Source organism: Planctomycetota bacterium (assembly GCA_033763975.1).
Lineage (GTDB): Bacteria > Planctomycetota > Phycisphaerae > Phycisphaerales > UBA1924 > RI-211.
Genome location: JANRJM010000013.1, coordinates 193,501 through 205,047, shown reverse-complemented (window position 1 = coordinate 205,047; position 11,547 = coordinate 193,501). Strand labels below are relative to the sequence as shown.

The 11,547-nt window shown below is 74.1% G+C and carries 10 protein-coding genes; 8 read left to right on the top strand and 2 right to left on the bottom strand.

The window, feature by feature from the left end; all coding sequences use genetic code 11:
* Positions 1–6: 6 nt before the first annotated feature.
* On the bottom strand, positions 7–1,323 hold the full coding sequence (locus SFY69_08225) for a glycosyltransferase family A protein (GenBank protein ID MDX2132023.1): 1,317 nt from the start codon (positions 1,321–1,323) through the stop codon (positions 7–9).
* A 169-nt stretch (positions 1,324–1,492) separates the two neighbouring features.
* Between SFY69_08225 and SFY69_08220 the strand changes: the two genes are divergently transcribed.
* The 7 genes from SFY69_08220 to SFY69_08190 all read left to right on the top strand — a co-directional run bounded on the left by SFY69_08220 (position 1,493) and on the right by SFY69_08190 (position 9,951).
* A complete protein-coding gene (locus SFY69_08220) occupies positions 1,493–2,704 on the top strand; it encodes a glycosyltransferase family 4 protein (protein ID MDX2132022.1) in 1,212 nt (403 codons plus the stop codon).
* Positions 2,705–2,789: 85 nt separating this feature from the next.
* Positions 2,790–4,154: a methyltransferase domain-containing protein gene (locus SFY69_08215; GenBank protein MDX2132021.1), complete on the top strand. Its 1,365-nt coding sequence runs from the start codon at positions 2,790–2,792 to the stop codon at positions 4,152–4,154.
* Entirely contained in the window at positions 4,154–4,882 is a 729-nt protein-coding gene (locus SFY69_08210) for a class I SAM-dependent methyltransferase (protein MDX2132020.1), read from the top strand. Before SFY69_08215 ends, SFY69_08210 begins: the two co-directional genes overlap by 1 nt.
* Positions 4,879–7,008 (top strand): glycosyltransferase, encoded by a 2,130-nt coding sequence (locus tag SFY69_08205; protein MDX2132019.1) that lies wholly within the window; start codon positions 4,879–4,881, stop codon positions 7,006–7,008. The genes SFY69_08210 and SFY69_08205 overlap by 4 nt, the downstream gene beginning before the upstream one ends.
* Before the next feature lie 217 nt (positions 7,009–7,225).
* Entirely contained in the window at positions 7,226–7,852 is a 627-nt protein-coding gene (locus tag SFY69_08200) for a class I SAM-dependent methyltransferase (GenBank protein ID MDX2132018.1), read from the top strand.
* Entirely contained in the window at positions 7,849–8,388 is a 540-nt protein-coding gene (locus SFY69_08195) for an HAD hydrolase family protein (protein MDX2132017.1), read from the top strand. Before SFY69_08200 ends, SFY69_08195 begins: the two co-directional genes overlap by 4 nt.
* A gap of 27 nt (positions 8,389–8,415) precedes the next feature.
* The gene (locus SFY69_08190; GenBank protein MDX2132016.1) at positions 8,416–9,951 is read left to right on the top strand and encodes a glycosyltransferase family 4 protein; all 1,536 of its coding nucleotides are present in this window, start codon (positions 8,416–8,418) and stop codon (positions 9,949–9,951) included.
* 58 nt (positions 9,952–10,009) lie between these two features.
* Here SFY69_08190 and SFY69_08185 read toward each other — a convergent pair whose 3' ends face one another.
* Positions 10,010–11,017 carry a glycosyltransferase gene (locus tag SFY69_08185; protein ID MDX2132015.1) on the bottom strand — a complete coding sequence of 336 codons (1,008 nt, stop codon included), beginning with the start codon at positions 11,015–11,017 and terminating at the stop codon, positions 10,010–10,012.
* Between the two features lie 168 nt (positions 11,018–11,185).
* On the opposite strand from SFY69_08185, the gene SFY69_08180 reads away from it, so the two are divergent.
* Entirely contained in the window at positions 11,186–11,521 is a 336-nt protein-coding gene (locus SFY69_08180) for a PilZ domain-containing protein (GenBank protein MDX2132014.1), read from the top strand.
* Positions 11,522–11,547 lie beyond the last annotated feature (26 nt).

Sequence of the window (11,547 nt, the reverse complement as noted above, 5' to 3'; positions counted from 1 at the left end):
CCGCGCTCACGACGCGCGGCGTGCCGGTTCGTCCTCGAACATCTCGGGCAGCAGCACGCGATCGATCCCCGCCTCGCGCAGACGCGACACGATCGTCTCGCGCCGGTCGGGCGTCACGAGCACGCGGTGCGACGACGTGAGGTCGTGCACGCCGAGGCGCGGCACCGGGCAGTGCGCCCCCGGGTGGTCGTCGATCGCCGCCACCGGCACGGGGCCATCGGCCAGCGCGTCGAGCGCCGCCCGCCCGTTGAGCCCGAGCCCATAGATCACGAGCGTTCCCCCGGCCGGCACCGCCGCCGCGGCCCGGCGCGCGATCGTCGCCCAGCGCCCGGGCGTCCACGACACGCGCGGCGCGAGCGCGGGCCGATCGGGCAGGCAGCGCGCGATCGTCGCCCGCCACGCGGCCGCGCGCATCCCCGCGTCGTGCTCGCCCACGGCGTGCCGCCGGCAGAACGCTTCGCGCAGCGCGCCCACCAGTTCCGCGTCGTCGTCGGCGGTCAGGGGCCCCAGTTCGGCGCGGATGGCGCGCACGAGCCCGGCGTCGTCGGCCGCTACCCCCCGCGCGAGGTGGCGAAGGTGCCAGCGCCGTTCGAGCGCGCGTTCATCAAGCCCCGCACGCCGCGCCGCCGCCGCGGCGCTGGTGCGAACCACGCGCAGCCCCTCGCGCCACATGCGTTCGACGCCCGCCGAGAGCGACTGGGCCCGCAGGCGGCAGACGAACAGCGCCGCCGGCTCAATGGCCCAGCGGGCGCCGATGGCGTCGAGGCGCAGCCACAGGTCCCAGTCCTCAACGACCGGCAGCGATTCGTCGAACACCGCCCCGCCGCCGCGCACGCGGTCCAGCGCGTCGCGCCGCACCACCACGCCCCCGACGCCCAGCGGGTTCATGCCCGCCAGCCGATCGGTGTGCAGGTCGTGCTCCCCGACGCGGTACGTCCAGCCCAAATCGTCGAGCATTGGCCCGACATACCGAAACCAGCACGCGGCGGCGTCGGCGTCGCGCAGCCGCGCCAGCATCCGCCGCGCGAAATCCGGTTCGACCAGGTCGTCGGCGTCCAGGAAGCAGATCGCCGGCGCGGTGGTGCTCCGATAACCCGTGTTGCGAGCGGCGGCAAGCCCGCCGTTGGTCCGACGCTCGATCCGGATGCGCGGATCGTTGATCTCGCCGACCACCGCCTCGGGGTTGTCCTGGCCGCCGTCGTCGACCACGACCGCACGCCAGCGCGGCTCGGATTGCGCGACCAGCGAACGCAGCGTGTCCGCCAGCGTGTCGGCGGCGTTGTACGCGGGGACGACGAACTCGACGGCGGGGCGGTCGGGCACGCACACAAGATCGGCCGACGGGCCGCCGCAGCCGGAACGTGCGGCCCCGAACACATCCCGCAAATCGCGTCGGCGGGGGATCGGTTCTGTCGTACCCCCGCCCGAGTGGGTGGTCGGGTGCCGGTGACTCTGGTGGATTGAGATGGCGGGCGGACCGATAGAAGCGGAGATGGGCCGCGGGATCGCCGACTGCCTGGTGCTGGTGTTTACGGAAGGGGTGTCACTGCGCGCGTGGGCGAACCTGGGGATGCTGGAGCGCGAGTGGGCGCTGTACCGAGCATTGGGGCCGCAGTACGGGCGGCTGGTGCTGGTGACCTACGGCGGGCGGGATGACCGCGCGGCGCTGGAGCCGGAGTTGACGCCCGAGGAGTCGTCGAAACTGACGGTCGTGAGCAACGAGGACGGGCTGTCGCCGGCGGAGTACCTCCGAACGGTGCCCGCGCGGGTGCGGGCGGCGGTCGCGGGCTGCGAGTCGGTGGTGGTGAAGACGAACCAGATGCAGGGCGGCGAGGCGGCGGTGGAGATCACCCGGGCGCTGCGCGCCAGCGGGTGCGCCGCGGGGCTGATCGCCCGCGGGGGCTATCTCTGGACGCGGTTCGTCGCGCACGAGCACGGCCCGCAGAGCGCCGCGGCCCTGTCGGCCGCCCAGCGCGAGCGCGCCCTGTGCCAGGCCGCGGACATCGTCGTCGGGACGACCGGCGACATGGTGGACGACCTGGCGTGGCGGTACGGGCTGGAGCCGTCGCGCTGCGTGGTGGTGCCGAACTACGTGCTGCTCGACGTGGAGCCCCGCGCGAGCGAGGACCGCGAGCCGGGCACGCTGCTGTACGCCGGGCAGCTCTCGAAACGCAAGAACGTCGATTTGCTGGTGCGTGCGGTGGCGCTGCTGCCCGAAGAACGCCGCAGGAACGTGGTGCTGGAGATCATCGGCGAGGGCGACCAGCGCGGCGCGCTCGAGAAGCTGGCGAAGGAACTGGGCGCGCCGGTCCGGTTCCGCAGCCGCATCCCGCACCGCGAACTGGTGGAGCGGATGTCGCGGTGCACGGCGTACGTCCAGTCGTCGGAACTGGAAGGGCACCCCAAGACCGTGCTGGAAGCCATGGCGGCCGGGGCGCCGGTGCTGGTGGTGAAGGCGCCGGGCCTGGCGGAGGTCGTGACGCACGGGATGAACGGGCTGCGCGTCGACGCCGACCCGCAGGCGCTCGCAACGGCGATCGAGGAACTGCTGAACGACGCCGAGTGGCGCGACATGCTGGGCTGCTCGGCGGCGCGCACGGTGCGCAACGAGGTCGGCCTGCCCCGGATCGTGGAGGTCGAGACCGAGGTGCACAAGCGGGCCCTGGCCCACGCCTCGCGCAGCGCGCTGCGCGTCTCCGCGTAACCCGCGCCTTCGCCCAAGTCTCCCCGTCGGCACAACCGATACAGACGGTCCGGAGGGCGCGCACGCCGCGCCCGGAGAGGACGTCATGACGCAGGTTGCGCGGCACGAGGTGCGGTGGAGCCCGGAACTGCTCGAGGCCGACGCCCCCGGCGCGGTCGAGGCCTTCTTCCGCAGCCTGCACGGCTACGCGAAGCGGCTCTCGCCCGAGCAGCGGGCGCGGGTGCTCTTCGGGCTCGACGCCCGCCTGTACGAGTGGCTGGGCGAGAGCGCCATCGAGTCTGACGGCGGGCTGCACCCCAAGCACCGCCTCACGCGCTACCACGAGTTCTTCGTCCAGCGCGTCCGCGCGGGCGAGCGGGTCATCGACCTGGGCTGCGGCGTGGGGGCGCTCGCCTGCGCGATCGCGCAGCAGGCCGGGGCGCACGTCACGGGCCTGGACCTCTCGGAAGCGAACGTGCGCGCATGCCGCGAACGGGCGGCACGCGCGGGCGTGTCCGAACGGTCGTCGTTCGACATCGGCGACATCACCACGACACGCGTCCCGGGGTCGTTCGACGTCGTCGTGCTCTCGAACGTGCTCGAGCACCTCACGCAGCGGGCGGCCCGCCTGGCGGTGTGGCGCGCGTGGTACGGCGCCGAGCGCTTCCTGGTCCGCGTGCCCGCGTTCGACCGCGACTGGCGCGTGCCGTTCCGCAAGGAACTGGGCCTCGAATGGCGCCTCGACCCGACGCACGAGACCGAGTACACGCGCGACCAACTGCGGAGCGAACTGCGCGAGGCGGGGCTCGAGGTGCGCGAGTGCGTCGCGATATGGGGCGAGTACTGGGTCGAAGCGCACGTCCCGCGCCCCGACCCGGCCGACGCCTGGCGCCGCCAGAACGCGCCGGGACTGTCGCCCGACGAGTACCGGCGGGTGCAACTGGAGCGCAGCCTGTCGCTGAAGGACCACGACCCGGGCGATCGGGCCCGCCGGCTGATCGAGCGCATGAGCGACTTTGTGCCCACGACGCCCGAGCCGCGGATCCTGTGCGTGGGCTGCCGCAACGGGCACGAGCTGGACCACCTGGCCCGGGCCGGCTACGTGCACACGCTGGGGATCGATCTGCACGCGGCCGATCCGCGCGTGCACGTGATGGACATGCACGCCCTGGACCTGCAGGGCGCGTCGTTCGACGTCGTGTACGCCTCGCACAGCCTCGAGCACGCGCTCGACCCCGAGAAGGCGGCCCGCGAGTGGATGCGCGTGCTGCGCCCGGGCGGCACGATCGTGATCGAGGTGCCCGTCCGCTACGGACGCCGCGGCGCGGACCTGTGGGACTTCGAGTCTCCCCAGGGCGTCGCCGCGCTCTTCCCCGGCACGCGCGTGGTGTGGAGCGAGGTCGGGCCGCAGGTCGGTGCGCCGGCGCAGCAGGCGGCCCGGGTCATCCTGCGAGCAACGGCGGGGGCCTGATGACGCAGACCCTGAGCACCCCGCGACCACCGGCCGTCGACCCCCGCGTCGACGACCTGGCGTACTCCGTCCGGCGGTACTTCGTCGACGAGTTCTTCACGCGCCGCGTGGCGCGCTTGCCCCCGGGCGCCCGCGTCGTCGACATCGGCGGCATCAAGGGACGCAAGCGCGGGCAGTTCGACCTCGACGCCTGCGACGTCCGCGCCATCCGCGTCAACACGAGCGCGGCGGCGTCGCCCGATGTCGTCGCTGACGCGGCCTGCATCCCGCTGCCCGACGCCCAGGCCGACGCCGTCATCATGGGCGAGGTGGTCGAGCACCTGCCCGATCCCGTCGCGGCCCTGCGCGAGGCCGCCCGCCTGCTCCGCCCCGGGGGCGAACTGCTGGCGACCGCGCCGTTCATGTTCCGCGTGCACGACGATCCCATCGACGTCGGGCGCTACACCCCTTACTGGTGGACCACCACGCTGCGCGCCTGCGGCTTCGGCGACATCGCCGTCGAGCCCCAGGGCATGTTCTTCAGCGTGCTCGCCGAACTCCTGCGCGGCTGGGCCCTGCACCTGCGCGACACCGACGGGTTCTGGCCGGGCGTCGAGGCGCACGCCATGCCCTTCGTCCGCTGGGTGCGCGAGCGCGCCCTCGCCCACGAGCGATCACTCGGCGAGCGTGCGCACCCGTACTACCGGAGCTTCGCCACCGGCTACGGCGTGCGGGCGGTGCGCGCATGAGCGCCGCCCCGCCGACGCGCGTGTACCTCTGTTCCGGCGACGGCACGGGCTGGGCGGTGGACGAGGACCGGCGATTGACCGCGATGGCCCTGGCGCGCGTCGCGACGCTCGTGCCCACGCCGCCCGAGGCGGAGGTGATCCACGCGTGCTGGTGGGAGCCGCTGATGGCGCTGCCCGCCGACGCGGTGCGCGGGCGGGCGGTGGTGTGCCACATGGCGGGCGATCCGGCGCGCGTGCTGAGCGAGCCGCGGTTCCGCGGGGCCGTCCGCCGCGTCACGACCTGGATCGCGCAGTCGCGCGGCGCGCTCGAGAAACTGCGCACCCTCGGGCTCGCGTGCGCGTACGTGCCCTACGCGATCGACCCCGCGTGGCTGCACGCGCCGGGGGGCGAGGCGACGGGCGATGCACAGGCGAGCGCCTGGGCGAGCGGCGTGCGGGCGCGCCTGCCCGAGGGCGCGTACGTCATCGCGAACTTCCACCGCGACACCGCCGGCCCGGGGTACCGCGGCGGGGGCGTGGGCAACTGGGTCCCCAAGCTCGTCAAAGGGCCCGACCTGTTCGTCGAGATCCTCGCCGAACTGCGCCGGCGCGGGCGGAACGTCGCCGCCCTGCTCGCGGGCCCCCGGCGACACTGGGTGCGCGAGCGCCTGCGCGAGCGCGCCGTGCCGTACGCCTTCGCGGGGCATGAAACACCCGACGACGACTACCCGGGCGCGATCCTGCCCGCGGCGAAGATCCTGGCGCTCTACCGCGGAGCGGACCTGTGCCTGGTGACGAGCCGCTCCGAAGGCGGCCCGCGCGCGGTGCTCGAAGCGTCGGCCCTGGGCGTGCCGGTGCTGAGCACGCCCGTGGGCCTGGCGCCCGACGTGCTGAGCCCCGAGTGCCTGTACACCGACGTCGTCGAGGCGGTCGAGAAGATCGAGGCGGACATCGAGTCTCGCGCCGGCGCGTCCGCGCCGGACGCGGGCGGAACGCTCGCCCGGTTCGCGCCCGCGCACCGCGAGATCGTCCGTGCGCGCCACACGCCCGACGCGAACGTGCTCCGCTTCGTTGAGGTGTACGCGAACGCCGCGCGAGAGGCCGCGGCGAGATCGACCCCGTCGCCGATCACGTCGGCCGCGTCGGTGCGTTCCCCCGCGCGTGTGGCGCCCCCGAGGCGCGAGGGCGTCGTCTCGTTCTGGAACAACTTCACCCCGCCGCCCTGGGGCGGGGGCAACCAGTTCATGATGGCGCTCATGCACGCGGCGCAGCGCCGCGGCGTGCGCGTGGCGGCGAACGGGCAGAGCCCGGGCGAGGGCCGCGACGCCGGGGCCGCGCTCCGTGCGTCCGACTTCGCGGGGCACATCGTCAACTCCGTGCAGTTCCCCATCGACGCGTTCGAACGCCTCGTCGAGCCCGGCAGCGTCCGCGTCGTCCACCGCATCGACGGGCCCATCAGCACGCTGCGCGGCACGCCCGAATCGCTCGAACAGGACCGGCGCTGCTTCGACTTCAACGCCCGCTACGCGAGCGCCACGGTCATCCAGTCGTGGCACACGCTCACGAACATCGCCGCCCTGGGCTTCGACGTCGTGAACCCCGTGCTCGTGCTTAATGCCTGCGACCCCGCGATCTTCCGGCGCGCCGAGCGCCTGCGACGCCCGGGCGAACGCCTCCGCGTCATCGCGACCAGTTGGTCGCCCTCGCCCGGCAAGGGCGCGCCCGTGTACGAATGGCTGGACCGGAACCTCGACTTCGAGCGATTCGATGTCACGTTCGTGGGCAACTGCCCCGTCGCGATGCGACGCGTGCGCGTCGTCGAGCCCCAGCCCTCCGAGCGTCTGGCCGATCTGCTGCGCGAGCACGACGTCTATCTGACCGCGTCGCGCAACGACCCGTGCTCGAACGCGCTCATCGAGGGGCTCGCCTGCGGCCTGCCCGCGGTCTACCTGGATTCGGGCGGGCACCCCGAGCTCGCCGGGCTCGGGGGCGTGGCGTTCCGCAGGCCGTCGGAGATCCCCGCGGCGTTGGAGCGCATCCGCCGGCACTACGACGTGTACCGCAACCTGATCGTGACCGAGCCGCTCGACGAGGTGTGCGACAAGTACCTCGCGCTGCTGCTCGACGACCGCGTGTACCAGGTGTGACGACGTGTGCGGGCTTCGTTCGGAGCCCGCCGGCGACCGGCGAGAACCCGGAACGGACGCGGGCACGACGGTGGCGCGTGACGGCGCGGGCGATCTGCCCGGCGCGGCTGGCACGGGGGCGGGCGTGCACGCCCCGCCGACTGTGCCGGCCCGCACGCGCGGGCCGATGTACTTCGCGGGGCGGGGAGGGCGCGGGGGCGCTCCGAGGAGATCGACCGTGCTGCGGCTGATCGTGTCAGGGTGTGCCGGACTGGACGTGCGCGGGTGGTCCACCGTCGGGCCGTTCGACGGGGCCGACCTGCGCCTGGACCCGGGCGAGCGCGAGTGGCCACTGGCGGACGGCGTCGTGGACTGCGTGTACGTGCGCGACGTGGTGGAGTTCCTCTCGCCCGAGCAGTGCGAGACCTTCTTCCGCGAGGTCCGTCGCGTCGTGCGCCCCGGCGGGCTGCGCGAGTCGGCGGACGGCTCGGCCCCGTTCGAGGGCGGGCTCGTGCGCGTCGTCTTCCCCGACATGCCCGCCGCGCTGCGCGCCGCGGCAGATCGCGAGGTTGACTTCTTCGCCGTCGCGTCGGCGGCCCGCGCCACCAAGGACGGCACGTGGGCCGAGCGGCTCTCGCGCTGGCTATACGCACCCCGCGCCGACGGACGCCCGCGCGCCTGGGCGCCCGATGACGAGAGCATCGCCGCCCTGCTGAAGCGCGCCGGCTTCGAGGGCGTCTATCGCGCCGCGGGTGGAAAGAGCCTGCACCCGGCGATGCGCGAGGTGACCCGCACCGAGAACATGCCCGACGTGCTCTTCAGCGAGGCCTGGCGCAGTGCCGAGGCCGCCCGGAGGGCGGCGTGAGCAAGCGCCCCCGCTCGGCGCCGGCCAAGGCCCCGCCGTCCAAGGCCGCGCCGTCCAAGGCCGCGCTGCGCCGCGTGGCGCTGCTGGTCTTCGACTTCGACGGCGTGATGACCGACAACCGCGTGCTGGTGATGGAGGACGGGCGCGAGGGCGTGTTCTGCAACCGCTCCGACGGGCTGGGCATCGGCCTGCTGCGCGACGCCGGCCTGCCGATGCTCGTGATGAGCAAGGAGCGCAACCCGGTGGTCGCGGCCCGATGCCGCAAACTCCGCCTGGACTGCGTGCAGGGCGTGGACGACAAGGTGACCGAACTCCGCCGGCGCTGCGGCGACCTGGGCCTGGCGCTCGCGCGCGTCGCGTACGTGGGCAACGACGTGAACGACGAGGCGTGCATGCGCGCCGTGGGCATGCCCATCGCCGTGGCCGACGCGTGGCCCGCCGCCCGGCGCGCCGCGAAGTTCATCACCACGCGTCCGGGCGGGCACGGGGCCGTCCGCGAGATCTGCGACTGGTTCCTGGGCGCGCTGTCGAAGTAGCCGCGGCACCCCGCGCTACCGTCGGGCATGACCGCCGCCTTCCTCGTCGCGCTGCCCTCGGGGTTGGTCGTGTCCGGCGTCGCGTCGTGGGCGGTGCGCCTGCTGGGCGCGCTCGTGGCCCGCGGACGCCCGTGCGGGCTCATCCTCCACGCCTCGCCCGCGCGCCACCCCCCGCTCGCGATCGACCTGGACCCGCGCATCCGCGTCACCGACCTGCGCGATCGCCCGCCCCTCGAAGACGCCGGGGGCGAGGTCGACGCGTTCGTCGCGCCCTACGCGCACGCCGCGGCGACGCTCGCGGCCGAAGCGCGGGGCGTCGTGATCAGCCCGAATCTCCTGGGCGACTGCTACGCGATCGCCGCCCGCGCCGCGCAGGCCCAGCCCGCCGCCCGCATCGTCGGCTGGCTCCACAGCGACATCCCGTACGAGTACCACGTGCAGGCGCACTTCGCGCCGATCATCTCGCGCTTCGTGCCCGCGAGCCGCACCTTGGAGCGCACGCTCGCCTCGCGCCTGCCCGACCGCGCGGGCGACATCGTCCGCATCCCGCACGGGGTCGAGATGCCCGGGGCCATCCCCGTGCGCCCGGCGTACCCGGGGCGCCCGCTGCGCCTCGTCTACGCCGGGCGGCTGGACCACACGCCCAAGCGCGTGCTGGCGCTGGTCGCGGCGAGCGACGCGCTCACGCGGCGCGGGTTCTCGCACGAGCTCGCGATCGTCGGCGACGGGCCCGCGACGCCCGACGTCGAGCGCGCCATCCGGGGCAAGCCGGCGATCGTGCGACTGCACGCGCAGCCCCCGGCCCGCGTGCTCGGGCTGCTGGCGCACGCGGACGTCGCGCTGCTCGCGTCGACCTTCGAGGGGCTGTCGCTCGCGGTGATCGAGGCCATGAGCCGCGGCTGCGTGCCCGTCGTCACCCGCACCGACTCGGGCGACGAACTCATCGACGACGGCGTGTCGGGCGTGATCGTCGACGCGGGCCCCGAACAGCCGATCGCGGCGGTGGGGGAGCAGTTGGCCTCGGGGATCGAGCGTGCGGCGGGAGATCTCGCGCGACTGCGCACCGGCGCGTTCGAACGCGCGCGCGGCGCGTTCGCGATTGATCGCCAGGCCGACGCCGTCGGACGCCTGCTGGACGACGTCGCGTTGGGGCCGGCGCGCACGTGGCCCGCGGAGCGCCCGTGCGCGTTCGCCGGCGCCGGGGGCGGGTCGGTGCCGCCGGCGGGCGAGGTGCGCCTGCGCGCGGTGCTCGCCGGTCTGTCGGGGCGCGCGCTGGCGGTGCACGGCACGGGACGCCACACCATCGAACTGCGCCACGTGCTCGAGCCCCTCGCGCACGCCCCGGCTGGCGCGACGCGCATCGTCGCGTTCATCGACGACGATCCCGCGAGGCAGGGCGGCACGCTCTGGGGCGTGCCCGTCGTGGCGCCCGAGCGCGCCGGCGAATCCGGCGCGACCGACGTCGTGGTGTCGTCGTGGATCAACCAGCGCGCGATCCTCTCCCGCCGCCGCGTGTACGAGGGCCAGGGCCTGCGCGTGCACGCGATCTACCCGGGCGAGTAAGCACCGCGTGCCCCGCCCGCTCCGTTCGTGTCGCCGACCGAGTGTTTCGGGGCCGCACTCAGTCCGTCGTCACCGGCTCGCCGACCAGTTCACGCACGATGTCGCGCGCCGCGACGTCGTCGAGGGCGTCGAGCAGCCCGCGCCGCCAGGCCCAGCGTTTGAGGGGCAGGTGCGCGTCGTACAAGGCCGTGATGTTGTCGTGCATCTGCCCGGCGGGCGTGTCGGCGAGCGCGAGGAACCACAGGCACACGCGCCGGAGCCCGGTGAGGCCCTCGTGCACGTGGCGCCGGGCGGCGTCGACCTCGACCGGCGAGAGGATGTCGCGTCGGAACAAGTCGCGGCACATCTCCGGGAAGCGTGCCGCGTACACCCGCGCGGTGCGTCCGAGGTGGTACTCGCGGCGCAGGTACTCGGCGGGTTCGATGCGGTGGTCGTGCACGACGCGCGCCCCCGGGCGGAAGAACACGGGCACGCGCGCGCGATACGCGAACTCGATGTCGTCGTACCCGTACGTGCCGTCGATCTCGAAGAAGCGTGTCTCGCGCAGCAGGTCCGTCGGCAGCGAGAGGTTGAGCGTCCACGCGTGCCGGTAGCCCCAGTCGCGGTCGCGGTCGTTCCAGTGCGGGAGCATGCGGTCGTAGAAGAACACCATCGAGGTCTCTCGCACGACCTGGTCGAAGAGCCGGTCGGGCGTGTGGCGCTTCCACGGCGCGTCGCCCAGGACGAGCGCCCGCGGATCGGCGAGCGTGCGCCGGGCCGCGACGTGCGCGTCCAGCAGCGTCGGCTCGGGCACGACGTCGTCGTTGAGGAGGATCGTGAGCGCGCCCGCGGCCAGACGGGCGAGCGCATTGCGCACGGCGCCCGGGCCGCCTTTGGGAAGGTCGACCACCCGCAGGCCGGGCCGGTCGCCCCAGGCGTCGTGGGCGGCGCGGGCCGAGGCGCCCTCGTCCCCGCCGTCGACGCCGACGAGCACCTCGAAGCGGGCGTCGGTGTGCTGGCGGGCGAGGGCCCCGACGCACGCGCCGAGTTTCGCCGCTCGCCGGTGCGTCGGGATGAGCACGCTCACGTCCATGACGAGCGTTATCGGCCCGCACGACGCGCGACATGAAGCGCGGCGTGCGCAATGTGGGGGGCGTGCGCGGGCGGCGCACGCGTCTCCCGGGACGTCGCGGTGGGGCGGGCCCGACGCGGGGTCGATACACGCTGCGTCTGCCTGTTCGGAGGTCGTTCCCCCATGAGCCTGGAATACACGACCGAACGCCGCCGCAGTCCCCGCCAGGCGCTCACGCGCCCGTGCAAGGTCTACCACGTGGGGAGCGCGCGGTACATGCCGGGCACGACGCGCGACGTCGCGTCCGGCGGGGCGCTGCTCGCCATTGATTCACCCCGCCCCATCGAGGTCGGCGACGTCATCGACGTGCACATCGGCTGGGACGATCGCACGCTGCTCTCGAGCGCGAGCAAGGTGCCCGCCCGCGTCATGCGCGTGCTCCGCACCGATTCACCCCGCCAGTTCGTCGGCGTCGCCTTCCAGGGCGCCGTCGCGGGCGTGCGCCGTCTCGCGGCGTGAGCGCGCCCACCGCGACCCTACAGTCC

Bases quoted from the DNA above. Each gene is read 5' to 3' on its own strand.
- SFY69_08190 (MDX2132016.1), top strand. From the start codon at position 8,416: ATGACCGCCGCCTTCCTCGTCGCGCTGCCCTCGGGGTTGGTCGTGTCC.
- SFY69_08215 (MDX2132021.1), top strand. From the start codon at position 2,790: ATGACGCAGGTTGCGCGGCACGAGGTGCGGTGGAGCCCGGAACTGCTC.
- SFY69_08220 (MDX2132022.1), top strand. From the start codon at position 1,493: ATGGGCCGCGGGATCGCCGACTGCCTGGTGCTGGTGTTTACGGAAGGG.
- SFY69_08205 (MDX2132019.1), top strand. From the start codon at position 4,879: ATGAGCGCCGCCCCGCCGACGCGCGTGTACCTCTGTTCCGGCGACGGC.
- SFY69_08180 (MDX2132014.1), top strand. From the start codon at position 11,186: ATGAGCCTGGAATACACGACCGAACGCCGCCGCAGTCCCCGCCAGGCG.
- SFY69_08210 (MDX2132020.1), top strand. From the start codon at position 4,154: ATGACGCAGACCCTGAGCACCCCGCGACCACCGGCCGTCGACCCCCGC.